19 protein-coding genes are annotated in these 23301 nt (G+C 68.8%); 5 read left to right on the plus strand and 14 right to left on the minus strand.

Annotation, left to right across the window (positions count from 1 at the left end; all coding sequences use genetic code 11):
* Positions 1-2: 2 nt before the first annotated feature.
* From ACT535_RS19570 to ACT535_RS19615, 10 genes are all read right to left on the minus strand, one after another.
* Entirely contained in the window at positions 3-908 is a 906-nt protein-coding gene (locus ACT535_RS19570; RefSeq protein WP_476365691.1) for a CheR family methyltransferase, read from the minus strand.
* Positions 905-4528, minus strand: coding sequence for a hybrid sensor histidine kinase/response regulator (locus ACT535_RS19575; RefSeq protein WP_476365692.1), 3624 nt, complete (start codon positions 4526-4528; stop codon positions 905-907). Before ACT535_RS19575 ends, ACT535_RS19570 begins: the two co-directional genes overlap by 4 nt.
* 76 nt (positions 4529-4604) lie before the next feature.
* The gene (locus ACT535_RS19580) at positions 4605-5537 is read right to left on the minus strand and encodes a DMT family transporter (protein WP_476329904.1); all 933 of its coding nucleotides are present in this window, start codon (positions 5535-5537) and stop codon (positions 4605-4607) included.
* Between the two features lie 202 nt (positions 5538-5739).
* Positions 5740-6333 (minus strand): disulfide bond formation protein B, encoded by a 594-nt coding sequence (locus tag ACT535_RS19585; protein WP_476365693.1) that lies wholly within the window; start codon positions 6331-6333, stop codon positions 5740-5742.
* Between the two features lie 8 nt (positions 6334-6341).
* Complete coding sequence (locus ACT535_RS19590) at positions 6342-6497, minus strand: DUF5993 family protein (protein WP_168457366.1); 156 nt, start codon at positions 6495-6497, stop codon at positions 6342-6344.
* 78 nt (positions 6498-6575) lie between these two features.
* A complete protein-coding gene (locus tag ACT535_RS19595) occupies positions 6576-7481 on the minus strand; it encodes a VOC family protein (RefSeq protein WP_476365694.1) in 906 nt (301 codons plus the stop codon).
* A gap of 114 nt (positions 7482-7595) precedes the next feature.
* Complete coding sequence (locus ACT535_RS19600; protein ID WP_476365695.1) at positions 7596-8210, minus strand: hypothetical protein; 615 nt, start codon at positions 8208-8210, stop codon at positions 7596-7598.
* A gap of 97 nt (positions 8211-8307) precedes the next feature.
* Complete coding sequence (locus tag ACT535_RS19605; RefSeq protein WP_476365696.1) at positions 8308-10281, minus strand: methylmalonyl-CoA mutase family protein; 1974 nt, start codon at positions 10279-10281, stop codon at positions 8308-8310.
* Positions 10282-10284: 3 nt separating this feature from the next.
* The gene (locus tag ACT535_RS19610; protein WP_476365697.1) at positions 10285-10833 is read right to left on the minus strand and encodes a hypothetical protein; all 549 of its coding nucleotides are present in this window, start codon (positions 10831-10833) and stop codon (positions 10285-10287) included.
* A gap of 59 nt (positions 10834-10892) precedes the next feature.
* Entirely contained in the window at positions 10893-11129 is a 237-nt protein-coding gene (locus ACT535_RS19615) for a GlsB/YeaQ/YmgE family stress response membrane protein (RefSeq protein WP_168457361.1), read from the minus strand.
* A gap of 251 nt (positions 11130-11380) precedes the next feature.
* Here ACT535_RS19615 and ccrA point away from each other — a divergent pair, with 251 nt between their 5' ends.
* Positions 11381-12664, plus strand: coding sequence for a crotonyl-CoA carboxylase/reductase (gene ccrA, locus ACT535_RS19620; protein WP_168457360.1), 1284 nt, complete (start codon positions 11381-11383; stop codon positions 12662-12664).
* A 44-nt stretch (positions 12665-12708) separates the two neighbouring features.
* Here ccrA and ACT535_RS19625 read toward each other — a convergent pair whose 3' ends face one another.
* From ACT535_RS19625 to ftsW, 4 genes are all read right to left on the minus strand, one after another.
* Positions 12709-13986: a GGDEF domain-containing protein gene (locus tag ACT535_RS19625; protein ID WP_476365698.1), complete on the minus strand. Its 1278-nt coding sequence runs from the start codon at positions 13984-13986 to the stop codon at positions 12709-12711.
* 192 nt (positions 13987-14178) lie between these two features.
* Positions 14179-15591, minus strand: coding sequence for a UDP-N-acetylmuramate--L-alanine ligase (murC, locus tag ACT535_RS19630; protein WP_476365699.1), 1413 nt, complete (start codon positions 15589-15591; stop codon positions 14179-14181).
* A complete protein-coding gene (murG, locus tag ACT535_RS19635) occupies positions 15588-16715 on the minus strand; it encodes an undecaprenyldiphospho-muramoylpentapeptide beta-N-acetylglucosaminyltransferase (protein WP_476365700.1) in 1128 nt (375 codons plus the stop codon). Before murG ends, murC begins: the two co-directional genes overlap by 4 nt.
* A 92-nt stretch (positions 16716-16807) precedes the next feature.
* Positions 16808-18019, minus strand: a complete 1212-nt coding sequence (gene ftsW / locus ACT535_RS19640) for a putative lipid II flippase FtsW (protein ID WP_168457356.1) — start codon at positions 18017-18019, stop codon at positions 16808-16810.
* A gap of 126 nt (positions 18020-18145) precedes the next feature.
* Here ftsW and ACT535_RS19645 point away from each other — a divergent pair, with 126 nt between their 5' ends.
* The 4 genes from ACT535_RS19645 (at position 18146) to leuD (ending at position 23278) form a co-directional block, all read left to right on the plus strand.
* Positions 18146-20779: a ligase-associated DNA damage response DEXH box helicase gene (locus ACT535_RS19645; protein ID WP_476365701.1), complete on the plus strand. Its 2634-nt coding sequence runs from the start codon at positions 18146-18148 to the stop codon at positions 20777-20779.
* Positions 20780-21407: 628 nt separating this feature from the next.
* Complete coding sequence (locus ACT535_RS19650; RefSeq protein ID WP_476365702.1) at positions 21408-21839, plus strand: metallopeptidase family protein; 432 nt, start codon at positions 21408-21410, stop codon at positions 21837-21839.
* 77 nt (positions 21840-21916) lie between these two features.
* Positions 21917-22474 (plus strand): cytochrome b, encoded by a 558-nt coding sequence (locus ACT535_RS19655; RefSeq protein ID WP_476365703.1) that lies wholly within the window; start codon positions 21917-21919, stop codon positions 22472-22474.
* A 198-nt stretch (positions 22475-22672) separates the two neighbouring features.
* On the plus strand, positions 22673-23278 hold the full coding sequence (leuD, locus tag ACT535_RS19660) for a 3-isopropylmalate dehydratase small subunit (protein WP_168457352.1): 606 nt from the start codon (positions 22673-22675) through the stop codon (positions 23276-23278).
* Positions 23279-23301 lie beyond the last annotated feature (23 nt).

Below are 23301 nucleotides of genomic sequence, written 5' to 3' on the forward strand. Positions count from 1 at the left end.
CCCTACTTCCCCGCCGCGCCCGGCAGCAAACGGTAGAGCTGGGCGGCGCCGTCGATGACCTGGAAGCGGTTGCGGGCCTGCGAGAATTCCAGGTTCTCGCGGGTGCCGATGCACAGGAACCCGCCGCGCACCAGGCTCTGGGCGAAGCGCCCCAGCACCCTGTCCTGCAGCGGCGTGGTGAAATAGATCAGCACGTTGCGGCACAGGATGAGGTGCGCCTCGCAGAACACCCCGTCGGTGACGAGATTGTGCTCGGCGAAGGTGACGTTGGCGGTGAGGCGCTGGTCGAGCTTCATCAGCTCGTATCGGGCATGGAAATAGTCCGAGAAGCTCGCCGCCCCGCCGGCCGCGCGATAGCGGCGCGCCGCGTCGGACGCCTCCTGAAGGGGAAAGATGCCCTCTGCGGCGCGGTCGAGGGCCGCCTTCGAGATGTCGGTGGCGAAGATGCGCGTGCGCTCGTAGAGCCCGGCCTCGATGAGCAGGATGGCGAGGGAATAGACCTCCTCGCCGTGGGCGCAGCCGGCCTGCCAGATGTTGATCTCCGGATAGGAGGCGAGCACCGGGAACACTCGCTCCTTCAGCGCCAGGAAGACGTGCGGGTCGCGGAAGAATTCCGAGACCGGCACCGACAGGCCGGCGATGATGTCCGGCAGCCGGTCGGGAGCGTGCAGCACCCGGGCGGTGAGATCGGCGATGGAGGTCGCCCCGAAGCCCGACGCGAGGTTGCGCACCCGCCGCGTCAGCGAGGCCCGTCCGTAATCGCGGAAGTCATAGCCGTAGCGGCGGAACAGGGCCTCCACGAAGAGGTCCACCTCGATGGTCTCCAGCGCCAGCGCGTCGCGCGCGCCCCCGGCCGGCGACGCATCCGGCGGGTCGGTCTGGTCGTCGGTGTCCACCGGCCCCGTCATCGCGCGGCCAGCCAGGTGCGGATCATGGACAAGAGCTTGGGCACGTCCACCGGCTTCGACAGATAGTCGCTGGCGCCGGCGGCGAGGCATTTCTCGCGGTCGTCCTTCATGGCCTTGGCGGTGAGGGCGATGACCGGCAGCTTGGCGAATCGCGGCTGGGCGCGGATCTGCGTCATCGCCTCGTAGCCGTCCATCACCGGCATCATCACGTCCATGAGCACGATCTCGATGTCCGGCTGCTCGTCGAGCTGCGCCAGCGCCTTGGCGCCGTCCTGCGCCAGCACCACGTTGACGCCGCGCGCGCGCAGCACCTTGGCGAGAGCGTAGATGTTGCGCATGTCGTCGTCGACCAGCAGCAGCTTGCGGCCTTCGAGGTCGCCGTCCGGATTGGCGGCGAGCTGTTCCGGCTCGCGCTGCACCGAGTGGAGGAACAGGGACACCTCGTCCAGAAGACGCTCGGGCGAGAGCGCGCCCTTCACCACGATGGCGTCGGTGAAGGCGCGCAGCTTCATGCGCTCCTCGGTGGTGAGGTCGCGGCCCGAATAGACCACCACCGGCACGTGCCGCTCACCTCCGGCAAGCCGCTCGATCAGCTCGAAGCCGGACATGCCGGGCAGGCCGAGGTCGAGCACGATGCAGTCGAGATCGCCCTGCGCCACCACCTCCAGCGCCTCCTCGGCGCTGGCCGCCTCGACGATCTGCGCCTTCTCGCGGGCGAGCAGGGTGCGCACGGCGTGGCGGGCGGCGGCATCGTCGTCCACCACCAGCACGCGGCGGGGACGGTCGGCGGAATAATGGGTGAGGAGGCCGAGCGCCTCGGACAACTGATCCGCGCTCACCGGCTTGGTGAGGAAGCCCACGGCGCCGAGGTCGCGGCCGCGGCGGCTCTCGTCCAGCGCCGAGACGAAATGCACCGGGATGTGGCGGGTGGCGGCATCCGCCTTCAGCCGCTCGATCACCGTCCAGCCGTCGAGGCCGGGCAACATCACGTCGAGCAGGATGCCGGTGGGCTTGTAGGTCCGGGCGAGGGCGAGGCCGCTCTCGCCGTCGCCGGCGGCGAGAGCCAGATAGCCCTTGCGCCGCACCAGCCCCACCAGCGTGCGGGCGAACACCGGGTCGTCCTCCACCACGAGGATGACGGTGGCGCCGGGGGTGAGCCGGTCGCGATCGTCTTCCACGCTCACCGCCGGGACCGGCGGCAGGCCGGAGAGGCCGGCGGCCTCACGCTCCTGCCGGGTCGTGGCGAAAGCCGCCTGCCGGGCATCCGGCGCCGCCGCCGGGATCGGCGCGGCCGCGGCCGGCCCGTCCTCCTCGGGCAACGGCTCGCCCACCGGGATCTCAAGGATGAAGGTGGAGCCCTGACCGAGCGCGCTCTCCACGGTGACTTTGCCGCCGAGCAGGCGGGCGAGGCGCTGGGTGATGGCGAGGCCGAGGCCGGTGCCGCCGAACTGGCGGCGGGTGGAGGCGTCCACCTGCTCGAACGCCTCGAAGATGGCGTCGAGCTTGTCCTCGGGAATGCCGATGCCGCTGTCCGCCACCGCCACCTTGAGCGTCTTTCCCGCCTCGTCCTGCGAGAAGGTGACGGAGACCCGGCCCTGCATGGTGAACTTGAGCGCGTTGCCGACGAGGTTGGTGAGGATCTGGTCGAGCTTGCCGGGATCGGTGAAGACGAGGTCCGGCGCGTCGGCGACGGAGACCGCGAGGCGCAGCTTGCGCTCCTGGGCAAGGCGCCGGAAGTTCCGCTCGAGGCGCTGCGCCACGCTCGCGACCTTCACCGGTTCACGCACCACTTCCATCTTGCCGGCCTCGACCTTGGAGAGGTCGAGGATGTCGTTGATGAGCCGCAGGAGGTTGGAGCCGGAGGAATGGATGATGCTGGCCGCCTCCACCTGGTCGGCGTCGAGGTTGCCAGTGCGGTTCTCGGCCAGGTCCTGGGAGAGGATGAGCAGGCTGTTCAGCGGCGTGCGCAGCTCGTGGGACATGTTGGCGAGGAACTGGGACTTGTACTCGTTCGCCCGCAGCAATTCCTCGGCGCGCGCCTCCATCTGCTGGTTCAGGGCCTCCAGAAGCTCCTTCTGTTCCGTCATCTCCTGCGAGGACCGGCGCAGCACGTCGTTGGAGGCCTGCAATTCTTCCGCCTGCACCCTCAGCTCCTCCTCGGAGGCGGCGAGGCGCGCGGACCGTTCGTGCAGTTGCTCGTTGGTGGCGCGCAGTTCCTCCTGCTGGGTGCGCAGTTCCTCCTCCACCACGCGCAGCTCCTGCGCCTGCTTTTGGCTCTGCTCCAGCAACTCGCGGGTGCGGGCGGCGCGGACGAGATTGTCCAGCGACAGGGCGACGAGGGGGGCCGCCTCGTTGAGCAGGCGGCGGGCCCGCTCGTCCAGGGGCGCGAGCAGCGCCAGCTCGATGACGCCGAGCAGACGCTTCTTCAGCACCAGCGGCACGGCGATGACGGCATGAGCCGCCGCCTCCCCGGTGCCGGTGCGGATACGCAGATGATCGGCCGGCACGGGGGAGAGCACGATCGGCTTCTTCTCCCGCGCGCACTGGCCGATCAGCCCCTCGCCGAGGCTGACGCGGGTGGACAGGTGCCGGCGCTCCGCAAAGGCATAGCTGCCGACCAGCTCCAGCGCCGCCGTTTCCGGTCCGGCCGCCTCGTCGCTGGCGTAGAACACGCCGACCCCGGCGCCGACCAGTGGCGCAAGCTCCGTCAGCAGCGCATCCGCGAAGTCGCGCGGATCCTCCTGCGCCTGGAGCCGGGTGGCGATGGTATTCAGCCCGCTCTTCACCCAGTCGGTGTCGTGGGCTTCGATGGAGGTCGCCTTGAACACCTTCAGCGCACGGGCCAGCGTGCCCACCTCGTCCTTGCGCACGGTATAGGGCACCTCGATGGTGCGGTCGTTCTCCGCGAGGCGGGTCATCAGCTCGGCGAGCCGGCGCAGCGGCTGCGCCATGAAGACCGCGCCGAGGAACACGCCTGCCGCGGCGACGCAGAGGGTCGCGATGAGCGCGATGATGTCGATGGTGCTGACGATGGCATCGGCGCGGTCGAGATCGGCCTGGGCCCCGGCGATCTCTGCGGACGCGGCGGCGCTCAGCTCGTCGAGGGCGCCGATGATGCCGCGATAGCCCTCCTCGCTCGATTCGGCCGCGAGAAAGACGCGCAACGCGGCATCGATGGCCGCGGCGTCCCCGCTCTCGGCGGCAGTCAGGACCGGGGCCGCCACCGCGTCGTTCCAGCGCGCGGCAATGCGGCCGGCGCGCTCGGCGAACGGCAGGAGCGAAGGCTCGGCCACGACCGCCGCCCGCAGCGCCCCGAGCTTCTCGGCGGTCAGCGCATTCGCGGCCGAAAGCCTGGTCCTGAGGTTGCGGGGATCAGCGAGCGCGCCGCGCATCAGCTCGAGCTGGCGGCGGTTGAAGACGCGCGTGGCGTCGGCGGCGAGCACGCCGATCTGGCGGATCTGCTCCACCCGGTGCTCCTGCTCCTGCGCCATGCGGGCCGTGACCCAGTTGGCGCCGAGCAGCAGCATGAACATGGCCATGAGGAGCCCGACGATCAGCCCCGCCTTGGTCTGCATCCTGAGATCGGCAAACCACGACCGCTCGGTGATCTTCTGCAGCATCCCCAACCCCTTCCGACCCAGCCGCAGAATGCATAGGCGGGGGTGAAGAAGGATTGAAGAGGAAATTCCGCCGGCGTCAGCGCGGCGCCACCCGGCGGCGCGCCGAAAGGGTCGCCAGGGCGATGCCGGAGATGACCAGCGCGTACCCGGCGAAGTGATACCAGGCCATGGTCTCGCCGAGGAAGGCGATGGCGAGCGCCGTGCCGAACACCGGCATGAGGTGCAGGAAAGGCGCGGCCGCGTTGGCGCCCACCAGTTCGATGCCCCGGTTGAAGAACAGGTAGGCGATCAGCGACGGCCCGGTCATCACATAGGCGAGGGTGAAGAAGGTCACGTGATCGAGGGGCAGCACCTGGCCGTGGAGATATTCCCAGAGCGCGAAGGGCGCGAGCAGCAGCGAGCCCAGCGCCATGATGGTGGCGAGGAAGGAGAGCGGGCCGAGGGGCGGGCGCTTGCGCAGGATGGCGGCATAGAAGGCGTAGATCACCAGCGCCACGATGATGACCAGGTCGCCGATATTGGGCTTGAGATGGAGGAAGGTGTCGAGGTCGCCGTGGCTGATGATGACCATCACGCCCACGAGGGAGGTGATGACCCCCGCCGCCTGGCCAAGGCTGAGCTTTTCCCGGAACAGCACGAAGGTCCACACCGCCACCAGAAGCGGCGCCGTGGACTGCACCAGCAGGCCGTTCACGGCCTGGGTATATTGAAGGCCGTAGTAGCTCATGGCGTTGTAGCAGGCGATGCCGGTGGCCGAGAGCAGCACGAGGAACGGCAGGTTCCTGCGGATGATGGGCGCGTCGCGGACGATCTGCTTCCAGGCGAACGGCAGGAGGATGAGCGTCGCGCCCATCCAGCGCACCATGGCCAGCGTGATGGGCGGAATGTGCCCGGCGATGTAGCGCCCTACCACCAGGTTGATGGCCCACAGGAGGGCCACCAGGGTCAGGAGCACGTAAGGGGCGTCATAGAGGGCGAATCGGCTGGGGCGGACCGGGGTGGCGGACATGTCTTCTCCCGAGGCGCACCTGTGCGATGCGCCATGTGATGACCTGTTGGCCGGGAGTGCCGTCCGTCCCCTGTTATTGCGACGGCCTGCGGGCCCCCTCCTCTAACCCGGGGGAAGGCGCGAGGGAAATCGAATTTCACAGCGCAAATCATCACAATGCGTGATGACCCAGGCGTCGCGGTGAGATGATTCCGCCGCGGCCTCAGCGCCCGAGCAGGCGGTTGAGGGTGCCGTCCTGGATCAGCTGGTAGCTGGTCGGGTTGTCGGCGCACAGGCCGGAGCCGCATTCCAGCACGGTGGAGACGCCGTTCGCCAGCGCCAGCAGCAGCACCAGCACGATCGCCGCCGTGCCGAGCAGCGGGCGATGGGGCCGCGCGTCGGCCGACTGCCGCTCGAACTGCCCGTCGAACAGCAGGAGCACGGCCGAACCGAGGACGCAGACGCCGAACAGCACCAGTGCCCACGCATAGAAATGCAGGCCGAAGAAGGCGTCGCCATAGGCGCCCTCGCCGGGGATGATGTGCAGCAGCGTCTGCCGGGTGGAGACCGCCCCGCCCGCCAGCGCCGACAGGATCATGATGGCGTAGTGCGAGGGGCGCGGGCCGAACTTCACGTTCAGCGCGAGCCCGGCGGCGACGCAGACGAAGCCGGCGCGCTGCAGCAGGCAGAGCGGGCACGGCAGGTCGTTGAACACGAGCTGGTCGAAGAAGGCGGCGATGAGCACCGCCGAGACGGCGAGAAGGCCGAGCGCGTTCAGCACCCGGAAGCGGTCCGCGAGGGTGAGGCCGGTGTCCATGGCGCCCCTCACAACGCGATGTTGAGGGAATCGGTGACGTGCAGGCGGAACAGCACCAGCATCGTCGCCACCGACAGCACCCACAGCGCGAGCGCGGCCATGCGCTGGCCCATGAGCGTCGCCGCGAGGGCGAGGAACACGCCGAAGAACGGCAGCGACATCATGGCTTCGGCCCCCCGGCCCGCACCGGCGCGGACGTGCGATTCGATGCCTGCCGAGGGTAGCGAAGGCCGGCGCGGGCGTCACGCTGCGGCGCGGAACACCACGGCATTGCCGGAGGGATCGCTGACCCGCAGCGTGCCGTCGCTCGACGGCTGCGTTGCCACGCCCGCTGCCGAGAGGCGGGCGGCAAGGGCGGCGAAGGCGTCGGCCGCCAGCGTCACGGTGAAATGGTCCAGCCCCACCGTGCCCGCCGCCGGCACCGGCGCGCCGCCCGACTGCCAGACGTTCAGCCCCACATGGTGGTGATAGCCGTCGGCGCTCACGAACAGCGCGCCGGGATAGCGGGCCATGATGGTGAGGCCCACCGTATCGACCCAGAAGCGCTTGGCCGCCTCGAGGTCATTCACCTTGAGATGGACGTGGCCCATGTCGGTCGCCGCGGGAGCCGGGCCGCCTGCCGCCTTCGCCTCGCGGGCGAGGGCCTGGAGATCGAGCGGCAGGGTCTGCATGGCGATGGAGCCATCCGGCTGGACGGGCCATTCCGCGCGCGGCAGGTCGCGGTAGATCTCGACACCGTTGCCGTCCGGATCGTCCACATAGAGCGCCTCGCTCACCAGATGATCGGAGGCGCCAAGGCGCAGGCCCGCGCCATGGAGCGCGAGGAGCCGAGTGGCGAGGCTCGCCCGGTCCGGCACGCGGATGGCCATGTGGAACAGGCCGGGCGCCCGGCGCGGGGCCGGCGGAGCCGCGGGGCGGGCGAGGATTTCCACCAGCGGCTTGCCGCCGGCGCCGAGCACGGTCGCTTCACCCTCGGAGAGAACATCGAGGCCGAGGAGGTCGCGATAGAAGGCCACGAGCCGGCGCGGGTCGGGGCTGGCGAGGCTGACGGCGCCCAGCACGAGGTCGTGCGGCGCGATCCGGGCGGACAGGTCGGTGGTGGGGATGGACTGCGGGCCGGTCGAGCCGGCGGGGGCGGCGATGGTCATGGTGGGCTCCTTGGCGCCGGGAGGTCTTGAGCCCTGCCCGGCTGGGCGTTGTCCCAAATATGGACACGGCCCGCGCAAGGCGCCATTGCGCCGTTGCAAGCAAAAGCTGGCGCCTCAGCCCTCGAACCACTCTTCCGAAATCTTGCGCAGCCTGCCGCGCCGCCATTCGTAGACCTGGGTGCAGCGCATGAAGCGCTCCGGGTTCGGCCGCGTGCAATAGGCCGAGTGGGAGAAGACGACGATCTTCGGGCGCGACCCGTCCTTCGGCTCGGTAATCTCGAAGCCCCGCGCGCCCCGGTCGAAGGCGCGGGTCCAGCGGCCGGGGCCGGTGGAGACGAAGAGGATGTGGCGGAAGCCGTCGGAGCCGATCCAGGGCGTGAAGCCGCCCTCGCATGCCATGGCGTGGGTGTCGATGAGATAGTCGGGCCGGCCATCCGGCGAGACGTTGACCACCTCGAAGACGGTCTTGGGCTTCCAACCCGGCGTTCCGCCTTCCGTCCGGCAGACCGCCTCCAGTTGCTTCACCGCCTTGGCCACCACCTTGGGCAGGCCGGCATAGGGACTGGCAGCGGGTGCCGTCGCCGCGGGCGCGGCAGCCTCGGCCGGAGCGGGTGGGGCAGGCGTCGCAGATGCGGCGACCGGCGAAGGCGGCGCCTCGGCCGCCCGCACGGTGCCGCAAGCGCCCATAGCGATGGCCACGCAGAACATCCCGACGAAAGCCGTCCTCATGCCCGCCCCCGCACCGGGACGCAACGCCCGGATCGGGGACACTCTAGAGCCGGGCGCGGCCGGATTGAACAGGCCACGCCCTGCCCTCGGGCGGCGATCACGCCGCCTTCTGGGCCTCACGGTCCACGATGGTCACGATGTCCGCCATGATGCGGTTCAGCTCGAAATTCTTCGGCGTGTAGACGGCGGCGACGCCGAAGCCCTTGAGCTGGGCCTCGTCCTCCGGCGGGATGATGCCACCCACCACCACCGGCACGTCGGAGAGGCCTTCCGCCCGCATCCGCTCCATCACGTCGCGCACAAGCGGCACGTGGGAGCCGGAGAGGATGGAGAGGCCCACCACGTGGACGCTCTCTTCCAGCGCGGCGTTGACGATCTCGGCCGGGGTCAGGCGGATGCCCTCGTAGACCACTTCCATGCCGCAGTCGCGGGCGCGAACCGCGATCTGCTCGGCGCCGTTGGAATGGCCGTCGAGGCCCGGCTTGCCGACCAGGAACTTGATGCGGCGGCCGAGCTTCTCGGAAACCGCATCCACATTCTTGCGCACCTCTTCGAGGCCCTGCGTGTCCACGCGGGCGGCGCGGCCGACGCCGGTGGGGGCGCGGTATTCGCCGAACACCTCGCGCAGGCAGGTGCCCCACTCGCCCGTGGTCACGCCCGCCTTGGCGCAGACGATGGAGGGCTCCATGATGTTGCGGCCTTCCTGCGCCGCGCTCTTGAGCGCCGCCAGCGCCGCTGCGACCGCCTTGGCGTCGCGCGCCTCGCGCCACGCCTGAAGGCGCGCGATCTGCTCGGCCTCGACGCCTTCCGGCACGGTGAGGATGGCGCCTTCCCCCGTCGTGAGCGGCGAGGGCTCGCTCTCGGTCCAGCGGTTGACGCCCACCACCACCTGATCGCCGCGCTCGATGGCCTCGAGGCGCCGGGTGTTGGACTCCACCAGCTGCTGCTTCATGTAGGAATTCTCGATGGCCGCGACCGCGCCGCCCATGGCGTCGATCTGCGCCAGCTCCGCGCGGGCCTCCGCCTTCAGCTCCTCCACCTTCTTGGCGATCTCGGTGGAGCCGTCGAAGATGTCGCCATATTCGAGGAGGTCGGTCTCATAGGCCACCACCTGCTGCATGCGCAGCGACCATTGCTGGTCGAAGGAGCGCGGCAGGCCCAGCGCCTCGTTCCAGGCCGGCAGCTGCACGGCGCGGGCGCGGGCCTTCTTGGAGAGGGTGACGGCCAGCATCTCCAGAAGGATGCGGTAGACGTTGTTTTCCGGCTGCTGCTCGGTGAGGCCGAGGGAGTTCACCTGCACGCCGTAGCGGAACAGCTTCTGCTTGGCGTCGGTGATGCCGTAGCGGTTGACGCAGATCTCGTCCCAGAGGTCCACGAACGCGCGCATCTTGCACATCTCGGTGATGAACCGCATGCCCGCGTTCACGAAGAAGGAGATGCGCCCCACCACCTCGCCGAACACGGCCCCTTCCGCCTCGCCGGACTTCTTCACCGTGTCGAGGATGGCGATGGCGTTGGCGAGCGCGAAGGCCAGCTCCTGCACCGGCGTCGCCCCGGCTTCCTGCAGGTGGTAGGAGCACACGTTCATCGGGTTCCACCGGGGCAGATGCTCGGTGGTGAAGATGATGGTGTCCTTTGTGAGCCGCATGGAGGGCGCGGGCGGGAACACATAGGTGCCGCGCGAGAGATATTCCTTGATGATGTCGTTCTGCGTCGTGCCCTGCAGCTTGGAGCGGTCCGCGCCCTGCTCGTCGGCGGTGGCGATGTAGAGCGAGAGCAGCCACGCCGCGCAGGCGTTGATGGTCATCGAGGTGTTCATCTCGGCCAGCGGGATGCCCTGGAACAGGGTGCGCATGTCGCCGAGATGGGAAATGGGGACGCCCACCTTGCCCACTTCGCCGCGGGCGAGGGCGTGGTCGCTGTCATAGCCGGTCTGGGTCGGCAGGTCGAAGGCGACGGAGAGGCCGGTCTGGCCCTTGGCGAGGTTGGAGCGGTAGAGCTTGTTGGATTCCGCGGCGGTGGAATGACCCGCATAGGTGCGGAAGAGCCAGGGTTTGTCGCGGACCACCATTTCCTAATCCCCATCCATCGCTTTTGGATATTTGCCGCGATTGTGCGTCGCAATGCGCGCGCCGTCGATGGGAAATTTGGAGGGACCCAGACCGCCGGAGGCGGTCTGGGTGGGCGTTACATTCTGCAGAGCGGACGTGCCTGGGCCTAGATGCCAGCGAATCGCATTCACGATCTTTTCCGGTGGGGCATCCCAGTCCTTGAAGACCAAGTCTCTCGCCTTCAGGCTTCCGTCGCGTTCTTCGATGATGAAGCGCAGGCGGGTGAGGTTGGCGCCTTCAAAGCCCTCACCCATGCCGCACACCTGGGGCCACTGGAAACTGAACCCCCGGTGTTGCGCGTTGGTCAGTCCGTCCTGGTCGATACGCAAAACCTGCCCCGGACGCAGAACCGCCAAAACAAGGGCACCCGCAGACATCGCAAACAAAATCGCAGCACCGACCCTCAAGCCGGTCAAGACGATCACACCTTCCCCTTCGGCGAAGGTTTCAGGCGTGATGCAGAACGCCACGCCCGCTGCCATTCCTATGATGCATTGCAGGCCCAGCCACATGACCGGGCCGAGATTCCTTTCGAATATCTGAACGCCGAAGCTCCCGTGCCGGCTGCCCGTCACCGCTTCACCAGCGAGATGACGAACAGCAGGATCACCGCGCCGATGGTCGCGGAGATGATCTGCCCGATCACGCCGCCCACGAGAATCACGCCGCCGAACAGGAAGCCGCCGATGATGGCGCCGACGATGCCCACGGCGATGTTGCCCACGAGGCCGAAGCCGTAGCCCTGGAAGAGCTGGCCTGCGAGGAAGCCGGCGATCGCGCCGACGATAATCATCCAGATGATGCCCATGACCTACTCCCCATCCCCTGTGTCGACGCCGGCCGTCCGGCGCGGAACACCGCCACTCTAGCGGGGCGCGCCGCCGCCGGAAACGCCAGCGGGGCCGTGGACGCGCATTCTCCGGTGCCGCAGCGCCACATGGCCGAATGTCGGGGTTGAGAATGGCTCTCGCCTTGGATTTTTTCTCTGCTACGCTGCATTGCGAGATAGGGACTAAAACGACGCGACCGAACGGTCCACACCAGGAGAGGACGACAGCCATGGCCCAGACGGCAGCCGCCAATACGAACGAGGGACCGGTGAAGGACCTTTATGAGCTCGGCGAAATTCCGCCGCTCGGCCACGTGCCTGCCAACATGTATGCCTGGACCATCCGCCGCGACCGCCATGGTCCGCCGGAGCAGTCGTTCCAGCTCGAAGTGGTCCCCACCTGGGAGCTGGGCGAGAACGACGTGCTCGTCCTCGTGATGGCCGCGGGCGTGAACTACAACGGCATCTGGGCCGGCCTCGGCCAGCCGATCTCCCCGTTCGACGTCCACAAGGCGCCGTTCCATGTGGCCGGCTCGGATGCCTCGGGCATCGTCTGGGCCGTCGGTTCCAAGGTGAAGCGCTGGAAGGTGGGTGACGAGGTGGTCGTCCACTGCAACCAGGACGATGGGGACGACGAGGAGTGCAACGGCGGCGACCCGATGTTCTCCCCCTCCCAGCGCATCTGGGGCTATGAGACGCCGGACGGCTCCTTCGGCCAGTTCTGCCGCGTGCAGGCGCGCCAGCTCATGCCGCGCCCCCAGCATCTGACCTGGGAGGAGAGCGCCTGCTACACCCTCACCATGGCCACTGCCTACCGCATGCTGTTCGGCCACCCGCCGCACACGGTGAAGCCGGGTGACTACGTGCTGGTGTGGGGCGCCTCTGGCGGCCTCGGCGTGTTCGGCGTGCAGCTTGCCGCCGCCTCCGGCGCGCACGTGATCGGCGTCATCTCGGACGAGACCAAGCGCGACTACGTGCTCGGCCTCGGCGCCAAGGGCGTCATCAACCGCAAGGACTTCAAGTGCTGGGGCCAGCTGCCCACGGTGAACTCGCCGGAATATGCGGAGTGGCTCAAGGAAGCCCGCAAGTTCGGCAAGGCCATCTGGGACATCACCGGCAAGCGCGACGTGGACATCGTGTTCGAGCACCCCGGCGAGAGCACCTTCCCGGTGTCGACGCTGGTGGGCAAGCGCGGCGGCATGATCGTGTTCTGCGCCGGCACGACGGGCTTCAACATCACGTTCGACGCCCGCTACGTGTGGATGCGCCAGAAGCGCATCCAGGGCTCGCACTTCGCCCACCTCAAGCAGGCCTCCGCCGCCAACAACTTCATCATCGACCGGCGCGTGGACCCCTGCATGTCGGAAGTGTTCCCGTGGGACCGCATCCCAGAGGCGCACACCAAGATGTGGAAGAACCAGCACGCCCCCGGCAACATGGCGGTGCTGGTGAACTCCCCCCGCACCGGTCTGCGCACGTTCGACGACGTGCTGGAGGCGCTGCCGAAGAAGTGAGGCGGGGCGCGCCTGCGCGCCCGCCCCCGCCATCGAGGACGATCTCAGGGCCGCGGCACGCCGCGGCCCTCTTCGTTCGCGAAGGACAGCTCGGTGCCATCGGCCGGCCGCGGCGCCGCAGACGGGCCGGTGCTCTCCGCGGCCATCTCGAGCGTCGCGAGGTCCGGCGCCGCCGCCACCACGCGATTGCGCCCGGCGCGCTTGGCGGCATAGAGGCCGGCGTCGCCGCGCCGGAACAGCGTCTCGATGCTGGCGCTCTCCCCGCCCGGAACGCTGGCGCAGCCGATGCTGACGCTGCAGTCGAGACGCCGGGTCGCCGGCGTCGTCAGCCCGCGGACCGAAAGCCGCAGCCGCTCCGCCACGGCGACGGCCTCCGCTTCCGCCTCGGGCAGCAGCACCGCGAACTCCTCGCCGCCCACCCGGCCGAACAGGTCATTGGCCCTGAGCGCGCGGCCCAGGCGCTCGGTGACGGCGGCGAGCACCTCATCGCCCGCCGGATGGCCGAAGGTGTCGTTGACGCGCTTGAAGTGGTCGATGTCCACCAGCAGCAGGGAGACCGGCTCCGCCCGCTCCGCCGCCCGGGCGAGCCGTTCGCGCGCGGCCTCGAAGAAGGCGCGGCGGTTGAGGATGCCGGTGAGGGAATCGATGGTGGCCGCGCGAAACAGCCGGCGGTCCACGTCCTCCTTCAGCAGCAGCAGGAAACCGACGCCCCCGCCCACGCAATAGCCGAACATCACCAGCAGCCCGAACGACTGCACGGGCGGCGCGTCCAGCACCGTCAGTCCGGCGCCGAATCCGGCATAGGCACGCAACAGGAAGGAGACCGCCACGAGCAGATAGAAGCCGGCGATGATGCGCTGGAGGCGCGAGCCCTCCGCATCCCCCGCCAGCACCGCGAACGCCACGCCGAACAGCGCGCTGATCACGGTCGCGGCATAGCCCACGTAGAGCCCCGGCGTGGTGGCCGCGAGGACGAAGACCACGCTGCCCAGCGCAGCAACGCCAAACAGCAGCGCCGTGACGCCGCGCCGGCGCACGCGCGCACCGATGATGGTCGAGATCTCCAGCGCGAAGCCGAAGAAGATGGTGATGTTGGCCAGATAGACCGAGGCGAGCGCGGAGATGTCACCGCGCAGGCTGATGAGCAGGCAGGCGACGCCGTGCAGCACCCGGGCGAAGACGAAGCGGCGGATGAGACGCTGCTTGGTTCCCGTCTCGCGATAGCCGAGCAGCAGCAGGCAGACCACGAGATCCGCCAGGAACATGAGGCGGAACATGGTGCGCACGTCGAGGGTGGTGAAGAACAAGCCGGAGAGGGTCATGCCCCGCCCTCCCGGATGGGCCGCGCCGGACGCGAAGGTCGATCCCGCTGCGGTGCCGCTGCCGCTGCCGTCCCCAAGACGCAAGCCCCCCGCGATGCAGGCGCCCCCCGGCCCGGCATTGCCTCGGCAGTCTATACGCAGATCACCCGGCGGCAGAAGCCGGGACCGTCCTCATATTTCGGCGAAACGCCTTCAGGCTGCAGGCTTCAGCGCCTGCAACTCTCCTGGAAGCGCATAGGCCCAGCCCGAGATGGAGCCGGCGCCAAGGCAGATCACGTAATCGCCCGGCTTGGCGAGGCCGGAGACGATGCCCGCCAGCTGCTCCGGCCCATCCAGCGCCGTCACCGAGCGGTGGCCGTGGGCGATGAGGCCTTGCACCAGGTGGTCCCGGTCGGCGCCCTCAATGGGCGCCTCGCCGGCCGTGTAGACGGGTGCCACCACCACGTGGTCGGCATCGTTGAAGCAGGTGCAGAATTCGTCGAACAGCGAGGCGAGGCGGCTGTAGCGGTGCGGCTGCACCACGGCGATCACCTGCCCCTCGCTCGCCGCGCGGGCCGCCTTGAGCACGGCGGCGATCTCCACCGGGTGGTGGCCGTAATCGTCGAACACCGTCACGCCGTTCCACTCGCCGGTGCGGGTGAAGCGCCGCTTCACGCCGCCGAACGCGGAGAGCGCCTCGATGATCTTCTCGTCCGGCACCTTCAGTTCGTGCGCCACCGCGATGGCGGCGGTGGCATTCAGCGCATTGTGCTTGCCGGGCATGGGCAGGCGCAGGCCGCGAATCTCGTGCACCGTCTCGCCCGCGCGGTTGCGGAACACCACGCCGAACTTGGTGACGCCGCCCTTGAGGTCCACGTCGACGAGGCGCACGTCGGCCTGCGGGTTCTCGCCATAGGTGATGACGCGGCGGTCCTCGATGCGGCCCACCAGCGCCTGCACCACCGGATGGTCGATGCACATCACCGCGAAGCCGTAGAAGGGCACGTTCTCCACGAACGCCTTGAACGCCTCCTGCACCCTGTCGAAGGTCTTGAAGTGGTCGAGGTGCTCGGGGTCCACATTGGTGACGATGGCGACTTCCGTGGGCAGCTTCAGGAAGGTGCCGTCGCTCTCGTCCGCCTCCACCACCATCCAGTTGCCGTCGCCGAGGCGGGCATTGGTGCCGTAGGCGTTGATGATGCCGCCATTGATGACGGTGGGGTCGAAATTGCCCGCGTCGAGCAGGGTCGCCACCAGCGAGGTGGTGGTGGTCTTGCCGTGGGTGCCGGCGATGGAGACGCAGCTCTTCAGCCGCATCAGCTCGGCCAGCATCTCGGCCCGGCGTACCACCGGCAGGCGCTTGGCGCGGGCGGCCATCAGTTCGGGATTGTCGCGCTTGATGGCGGAGGAGACCACCACCACGTCGGCGTCGTCCACATTGGCGGCGGCGTGGCCGATCATCACCTTGATGCCGTGCTCGCGGAGGCGCTTCACGTTGGCGCTGTCGGCCACGTCCGAGCCCTGCACCGCGTAGCCGAGATTGTGCAGCACCTCGGCGATGCCGCTCATGCCGATGCCGCCGATGCCGACGAAGTGGATGGAGCCGAGGCCGGACGGCAGCTTCATGCGCTGTTTCCCCTGAAGGTTGCGACCGCGCCGCCGCCCGCCAGATGCCGGACGAGACCGCCCAGCCGCTCGGCGGCGTCAAGCACGCTCTGGCTTCTGGCCCGTTCGGCCATGCGCGTCAATGATGCGGGTTCGCTGGCAAAGGTATTGAGTTCCAGTGCCAGCCGGTCCGGCTCGAATTCCACCTGCCGCAGCACCAGCGCCGCGCTCACCTCGGCGAGGGTGCGTGCGTTGGCGGCCTGGTCCTGGTCCAGCGCGTGGGGCAGCGGCACGAGGATGGAGGGCCGGCCCAGCGCGGCGAGTTCCGCCACCGTGCCGGCGCCGGAGCGGGAGATGACGAGATGGGCGCGCGCCATGCGCGCCGGCAGGTCGTCGAAGAAGGTCTTCACCTCGGCCCGTACGCCGAGCCGGGCATAGGTGGCGGTGACCCGCTCCAGATCCTCCTCCCGCGCCTGCTGGACGAGGACGAGCCGGGCGCGCAGATCGGCGCCGAGCCGCTCAACGGCCTGCGGCACCACATCGGACATCACCCGCGCGCCCTGGCTGCCGCCAAAGACGAGCACATGGAGGTCGCCGCCGGGCATGGGCGGATCATAGGGCGCGGCTGCGGCGGCAACGGCGGCGGGGCGCAGGGGATTGCCGGTCCACACCGCCTTGGCCTTGAGCGCGGGGTCGGCATCCACCACACCGGGAAAGCCGGTGGCGATGGCGGTGACCCGCCGCGCCAGCATCCGGTTGGCCCGGCCCATGACGCCGTTCGCCTCATGCACGATGCTCGGCACGCCGGAAAAGCTCGCCGCCAGCAGCGGCGGCACGGTGGGATAGCCGCCGAAGCCCACCACCGCCACCGGCTTCACCCGCCGCAGCAAGGCGAGGCTGGAGACGAAGCCAGAGGCAAGCGCGAGGCCGGTGCGGGCGAGCGAGATGGGCGAGCGCCCGCGCACCGTGTCGGCCGGCAGAACGTGCAGCTCCCGCGCCGGGAAATGCCCGGCATAGCGGGCGGCGCGGGCGTCGGTGGCGAGGTCCACCGTGAAGCCCTGCCGCGTCAGCACGGCGGCCAGCGCCTCGGCCGGGAACAGGTGGCCGCCGGTGCCGCCGGCGGCGAGAAGGACGAGATCGGTCACATTACCCTCCGGGTCGCGTGCGGCAGTGCCCCGGCAATGCGGCGGTTCCGCGTCGGCGCGACCTTCGATCGAGCCTGCGCTCAAGCCTGCGATCAGGCCGGGTCCGCCACCGCTGCGGGCGGCGGTGCCACCGGACGGGCGAGGCTTTCGCCCCGTCGCGCGTCGCCATGCCCCTCGCTGAGCCGCGCCAGCGCGGCGGCGCCGGGCCGCTTGCGCGAGAGGGCCAGCAGCATCCCCATGCCGAAGGCGATGGAGATGAGCGAGGAGCCGCCATAGGAGATGAAGGGCAACGTCATGCCCTTGGCCGGCGCGATATGGACGTTCACCGCCATGTTGATGGAGGCCTGCAGGCTGAACAGCAGCGCAAGGCCGGTGATGGCAAAGCGGGTGAAGGGATCGCTCTCCTTCGAGGCGCGCGAGAGCGAGCGCAGCAGGATGAAGGCAAACAAGGCGAGGATGATCATGCACAGGATGATGCCGAACTCCTCGCCCGCCACCGCGAACACGAAGTCCGTGTGGCCGTCCGGGAGCATCCGCTTCATGGTGCCCTCGCCGGGGCCGGTGCCGAACCAGCCGCCGCTCCTGAACGAGTTCAGCGCCGCGTCGATCTGGTAGGTGTCGCCGGAATCCGGATTGAGGAAGCGGTTGATGCGCTTCTGCACGTGGGCGACCGTCATGTAGGCGATGAAGCCGCCGCCCGCGCCGACGCCCACCAGCCCCACCATCCAGATCCAGCGCAGGCCGGCGAGGAAGAACAGGGCCGACCAGACGAGACAGATGAGCAGGCTCTGGCCGAAGTCCGGCTGCTTCACCAGCGGGCCGAGCACACTGCCAAGCAGCAGGAAGGCGAACAGCGTCGCCGGCATCTCCGGCCGCTTGGTGCTCTCTGCGAACAGCCAGGCCGCGAGGACGACGAAGGCGGGCTTGATGAATTCCGACGGCTGCAGGGTGATGCCCGCGATGGTGAGCCAGCGCCGCGCGCCCTTCACCTCCGGACCGAACACCAGCGTCGCCAGCAGCAGCACGAAGAACACGCAGAACACCACGACGCAGGTGCGCCTGATGGTTCGCGGCGAGAGGAAGGAGGTGGCGATCATCACCACCGCGGCGGGGATGAGGAACAGCACCTGCCGGTTCACGAAATGGAACGGATCGGCGATGTTCAGGCGGGCCGCCACGGCCGGGCTCGCGGCGAGGCAGAGGATGATGCCGATCACCATCAGCCCGCCGAGGCTTGCGAGCAGGGCGCGGTCCACCGTCCACCACCATTCGCTCAAGACGGTGCGGTCGGCGCGCGACATCATGGGACGCATACTCCGGGACGGGACATTTCCCGCACCATGCCCCCGCGTTGGTTGACGGCGGATTAAGGATGGTTGCGACACCCCTGGGGCATCGCGGAACGGTGTCCGGCGCCCTATCTTTGCCTCGTGGCCAGAGCGAGCAAGGCGCGCAGCGCGACACCGTCCGGGGCATCCGCCCTTCCCGAGCCGTTCGCCGGCTGGTTCCGCGCGCGGGGCTGGACGCCGCGTGCGCACCAGCTCGACCTCATTGCCGCCGCCGAGAGCGGGCGCTCGGTGCTGCTCATCGCCCCCACCGGTGCCGGCAAGACGCTGGCCGGCTTCCTGCCGAGCCTCATCGAGCTGAGCCGGCCGAAGAAGAAGATGCGGAAGCCGGCCGCGCCCCAGATGGCCGAAGCTGGCGAAGCCGCCACCGGCGCGGAAGCCGTCCCCTTCGCCCGCTGGCAGGCGGAGCGGCCGCCCTCGCCCCTGCACACGCTCTATATCTCGCCGCTGAAGGCGCTGGCGGTGGACATCGCCCGCAATCTGGAAGCCCCCGTCGCGGAGATGGGGCTCGATATCCGCGTCGAGACCCGCACCGGCGACACCCCCGCCTCCCGCCGCCAGCGGCAGCGGCGCGACCCGCCGCACATTCTCCTCACCACGCCGGAGCAGATCTCCCTGCTGCTCGCCTCGAAGGATGCGGAGCACCTCTTCTCCGGCCTGAAGCGCGTGGTGCTGGACGAGCTCCACGCCCTCGTCACCTCCAAGCGCGGCGACCTCCTCTCCCTCGCCCTCGCCCGGCTGCGCGCCATCGCGCCGGGCCTGCAATGCGTCGGCCTCTCCGCCACCGTCGCCGAGCCGGACGACCTCAGGCGCTATCTGGTGCCGCAGGACGAGGAAAAGGACGAGCCCGCCCTCGCCGATCTCGTGATCGCGGCCGGCGGCGCGGCGCCGGACATCTCTATGCTGGAGAGCCGGGCGCGGATGCCGTGGGCGAGCCACACGGCACAGCACGCCTTCGCCGAGATCTACGAGCTGATCGGCGCCAACAAGCTGTCCCTCGTCTTCGTGAACACCCGCTGGCAGGCGGAATTCCTGTTTCAGGAACTCTGGCGCATCAACGACCTCGATTACCCCATCGCCCTCCACCATGGCTCTCTCGCGGTCGAGCAGCGGCGCCGGGTCGAGGCCGCCATGGCGGCGGGGAAACTCAAGGCGGTGGTGGCCACCTCTTCCCTCGACCTCGGCATCGACTGGGGCGATGTGGACCTCGTGATCAATGTGGGAGCCCCGAAGGGTTCCTCCCGCCTCATGCAGCGCATCGGCCGCGCCAACCACCGGCTCGACGAGCCCTCGCGCGCCGTGCTGATCCCGGCCAACCGGTTCGAGGTGCTGGAATGCCGGGCGGCACTGGAGGCGGTGAAGGCGGGGGCGCAGGACACGCCGCCCGAACGGCAGGGCGCGTTCGACGTGCTGGCCCAGCACATCCTCGGCATGGCCTGCGCGGCGCCCTTCTCGGCGGATGCGCTCTATGGCGAGGTGCGCTCCGCCGCGCCCTATCGCGCCCTATCGCGTGACGATTTCGATGCCGCGCTGGATTTCGTCGCCACCGGCGGCTACGCCCTGCGCGCCTATGAGCGCTACGCCAAGATCCGCCGGACGAAGGACGGCCTGTGGCGCGTCGCCAATCCCATGATCGCGCAGGCCTACCGGCTGAACGTCGGCACAATTGTGGAAGCCTCCATGCTCAAGGTGCGCCTCGTCTCGGCGCGCGGCGCGGCGAAGACCGGCGTCGCCGGGCGGGTGCGGTTCGGCGGACGGCTTTTGGGCGAGGTGGAGGAATATTTCGTCGAGACGCTGGTGCCCGGCGACACCTTCGTCTTCGCCGGGGAAATCCTGCGCTACGAGGTGCTGGTGGAGGATGAGGTGTACGTCTCCCGCACCAGCGCCACCGAGCCCAAGGTGCCGGCCTATGCGGGCGGAAAGTTCCCGCTCTCCACCTTCCTCGCGGCCGGCGTGCGGGCGCTCCTCTCCGCGCCGGAGCGCTGGGCGGCGCTGCCGCCGCAGGTGCGCGAGTGGCTGGAATTGCAGAAGGCCAAGTCCCGCCTGCCGGGCCGGGACGATCTTTTGGTGGAGACCTTCGAGCGCTCCGGGCGCTACTATCTCGTCACCTACCCGTTCGAGGGGCGGCTGGCCCACCAGACGCTGGGGATGCTCCTCACCCGCCGGCTGGAGCGCGCCCGGCTGAAGCCGCTGGGCTTCGTCGCCAACGACTATGCCCTCGCCGTCTATGCCGCGGGAGACATGGGTGCCGCCATCAGCCAGGGCCGGCTCTCGCTGGACGATCTGTTCGATCAGGACATGCTGGGCGACGATCTGGAGGCGTGGCTCGCCGAAAGCGCGCTGATGAAGCGGACGTTCCGCTATTGCGCCGTCATCGCCGGGCTCATCGAGCGGCGGTTTCCCGGCAAGGAGAAGACCTCCCGGCAGGTCACCATCTCCACCGACCTGATCTATGACGTGTTGCGCCGGCACGAGCCGGACCATCTGCTCCTGCGCGCCGCGCGGGCGGATGCGGCCACGGGCCTGCTCGACGTGAAGCGCCTCGGGGAGATGCTGGCGCGCATCCGCGGGCACGTGGTCCACCAGCCGCTGCCGCGCGTGTCGCCGCTGGCCGTGCCGGTGCTGCTGGAAATTGGGCGCGAGAGCGTGGGTGGCGATGCCAACGAGGCGCTGCTCGCCGAGGCGGAGGAGGAACTGGTGCGGGCGGCGACGGAATGAGGCGGAGGCTTTCGCCCTGTCACGCGCTCTCCGCGCGAATCAGCGCGTCCGCCGGCGACCGGCCGGACCGCAGCACTCAGGCACACGAAATCCCGTCACGGCAAGCCTCTGCGGCGCGCCGCGTCCCATCCCCGCGGTGCATTTCGCACCTGCGAAGACAATTCGGAGCTGTTGCATCCAAGAGACGAGCAACTTTGAACCGGCTCCAGTTCAGTCACAATCGCGTGATCAACCGGGGCACAAAAGGCCCGCGCAATCTTCCTCGGACTCAGAAGATCGTGCCCACCACGGTGGCGACCGACGCCGCGCTCGCCTCGTGCGGGGCAAAAAACGCAGCGATACCAAGGATGGACACCAGAGCACCGGTGACAGCAAGCTTGCGAAGCATGGCTTAACTCCCAGATCCCGTAAGATCCCGTTCTGCACCGACAACGATGCAGGTGGATTAAGAGTTCCTTAACCAAGTCACCCTGAACCCTGTTTGATGCTTGCGTTAACGAAGTGTTCAGGAAAGTCACGGGTCCGTGACGCCGGGCCGGCCAAAGTCACCGCCGGCCACGACTTCAGCGGTTCGTGATGTTGCAGCGCAAAATGAAGTAACGCGGATGTAACCGGCAGGAGGGGAAGCATGTCGTTGACCGGCGTACCGTCGAAGAACCGATGGCGCGATGTGGAGGCCCCCGGGCTCGAAGAACTGGAGCAGCTGGCGGAAGAGGCTTTCGCCGCTTTGCCGGGTTCGTTCCGCGCCCTCTGCCAGGGGCTGGTCATCAAGGTGGAGGACTTTCCCACCGACGAGGTGCTGGACGAACTGGGCGCCGAGACCCCGTTCGATCTGCTCGGCCTGTTCCACGGCGTCGGCCGTGCGCAGGGCGGGGCGGTGGCCCAGACCGGGCAGATGCCCAACATGATCTTTCTCTATCGCCGCCCCATCCTCGACTACTGGGCGGAGAACGAGGAATCCCTCGGCGACGTCGTCACCCATGTGCTGGTGCACGAGATCGGCCATCACTTCGGCCTCAGCGACGACGACATGGAGGCCATCGAGGACCGGGCCAATTGACCGCAGGGAAAACGCCACCTTGGCGCTGGACCCGGGCCACCCATTTTCTAGAATGACTCCAAACAGGAGGCCCTACCATGCCCGTCGATCCCAGCCTGACCCGTTACGGGCCGGCCCTGCGCGCCCTCCACTGGCTCACCGCCATCGCGGTGTTCACGGCGTTCGGCGTCACCTATCTGGAGCAGTTCTTCGCGCGCGGGACGCCGGCGCGGGGCATGGTGTGGTGGGTCCATATCTCGGTCGGCCTGCTGCTGATCGCTCTGGTGGCGGTGCGCATTCCCGTCCGCATCTTCGGGCGCAACCCGCCGGCCTCCGCTCAGATCAGCCGCCCGGTGGCCATCGCCTCCCACATCGTGCACGGGCTGCTCTATCTCGCGCTCATCGCCACGCTCGTGCTCGGCGTCTACCTCGCCTTCCTGCGCGGCAACGAAGTGTCCTTCTTCTCCCTCTTCACCATCCCTTCGCCCATCGCGGTCAATCGCGATCTGGGCAAGCAGGTGCAGGAGGTCCACGAGCTGATGGCCAACGCCGTCATCGTGCTGGCCGTGCTGCATGCGGCTGCGGCCGTGCTCCACCACGTGGTGCTCAAGGACGACGTGCTGAAGCGCATGCTTCCGGAGCGGCTCGCCCCCTGATCGGGCACGCTCCGGCCGGGCCCAAACGCCGGGCCAAGGCGCTGTGCAAGGCCGGGCGTGCCTGTTATGGATGATCGTCGCGGGCGCGCCTCACGGGGAGTGCCCGGCGCGCTATTCTATGCGGGCGGCGCCGCCGGGTTTTCGGCCACTGAACCCCGGCGGACACGATCCGGCAGACGAGACAAGGCAGAAGGTCCCATGGAGAAGTTCACGGTCCTGGAGGGCGTCGCGGCGCCGATGAAGCTGGTCAATGTCGATACCGACATGATCATCCCCAAGCAGTATCTGAAGACGATCCAGCGCACCGGCCTCGGCAAGGGGCTGTTCTCCGAGATGCGCTATCTCGACGATGGCGCCGAGAACCCCGGCTTCGTGCTGAACCAGCCCGCCTACCGCTCCTCGAAGATCCTCGTCGCTGGCGACAATTTCGGCTGCGGCTCCTCCCGCGAGCACGCGCCCTGGGCGCTGCTCGACTTCGGCATCCGCTGCGTGATCTCCACCTCGTTCGCCGACATCTTCTACAACAACTGCTTCAAGAACGGCATCCTGCCCATCGTCGTCTCCAAGGACGACCTGGACAAGCTGTTCGACGACGCCGAGCGCGGCGCCAACGCCACCCTCACCATCGATCTGCCGGCGCAGGAAATCCGCGGGCCGGACGGCGGCGTGGTCAAGTTCGAGATCGACCCCTTCCGCAAGCGCTGCCTGGTCGAGGGTCTGGACGATATCGGCCTCACCCTCCAGAAGGCGCCGGCCATCGACCAGTATGAGACCGCCAAGGGCGCCGAGCAGCCCTGGCTGTGACGCCGTGAGCCGGCCGCCCCGCT

This window comes from Xanthobacter sp. DMC12, from assembly GCF_056314105.1.

Bases quoted from the DNA above. Each gene is read 5' to 3' on its own strand.
- ACT535_RS19655 (WP_476365703.1), top strand. From the start codon at position 21,917: ATGCCCGTCGATCCCAGCCTGACCCGTTACGGGCCGGCCCTGCGCGCC.
- ACT535_RS19580 (WP_476329904.1), bottom strand. From the start codon at position 5,537: ATGTCCGCCACCCCGGTCCGCCCCAGCCGATTCGCCCTCTATGACGCC.
- murC (WP_476365699.1), bottom strand. From the start codon at position 15,591: ATGAAGCTGCCGTCCGGCCTCGGCTCCATCCACTTCGTCGGCATCGGC.
- ACT535_RS19590 (WP_168457366.1), bottom strand. From the start codon at position 6,497: ATGATGTCGCTGCCGTTCTTCGGCGTGTTCCTCGCCCTCGCGGCGACG.
- ACT535_RS19615 (WP_168457361.1), bottom strand. From the start codon at position 11,129: ATGGGCATCATCTGGATGATTATCGTCGGCGCGATCGCCGGCTTCCTC.
- ACT535_RS19595 (WP_476365694.1), bottom strand. From the start codon at position 7,481: ATGACCATCGCCGCCCCCGCCGGCTCGACCGGCCCGCAGTCCATCCCC.
- ACT535_RS19650 (WP_476365702.1), top strand. From the start codon at position 21,408: ATGTCGTTGACCGGCGTACCGTCGAAGAACCGATGGCGCGATGTGGAG.
- ccrA (WP_168457360.1), top strand. From the start codon at position 11,381: ATGGCCCAGACGGCAGCCGCCAATACGAACGAGGGACCGGTGAAGGAC.
- ACT535_RS19625 (WP_476365698.1), bottom strand. From the start codon at position 13,986: ATGACCCTCTCCGGCTTGTTCTTCACCACCCTCGACGTGCGCACCATG.
- ftsW (WP_168457356.1), bottom strand. From the start codon at position 18,019: ATGATGTCGCGCGCCGACCGCACCGTCTTGAGCGAATGGTGGTGGACG.
- ACT535_RS19585 (WP_476365693.1), bottom strand. From the start codon at position 6,333: ATGGACACCGGCCTCACCCTCGCGGACCGCTTCCGGGTGCTGAACGCG.
- ACT535_RS19610 (WP_476365697.1), bottom strand. From the start codon at position 10,833: ATGTGGCTGGGCCTGCAATGCATCATAGGAATGGCAGCGGGCGTGGCG.
- ACT535_RS19570 (WP_476365691.1), bottom strand. From the start codon at position 908: ATGACGGGGCCGGTGGACACCGACGACCAGACCGACCCGCCGGATGCG.
- ACT535_RS19575 (WP_476365692.1), bottom strand. From the start codon at position 4,528: ATGCTGCAGAAGATCACCGAGCGGTCGTGGTTTGCCGATCTCAGGATG.
- leuD (WP_168457352.1), top strand. From the start codon at position 22,673: ATGGAGAAGTTCACGGTCCTGGAGGGCGTCGCGGCGCCGATGAAGCTG.
- ACT535_RS19600 (WP_476365695.1), bottom strand. From the start codon at position 8,210: ATGAGGACGGCTTTCGTCGGGATGTTCTGCGTGGCCATCGCTATGGGC.
- ACT535_RS19605 (WP_476365696.1), bottom strand. From the start codon at position 10,281: ATGGTGGTCCGCGACAAACCCTGGCTCTTCCGCACCTATGCGGGTCAT.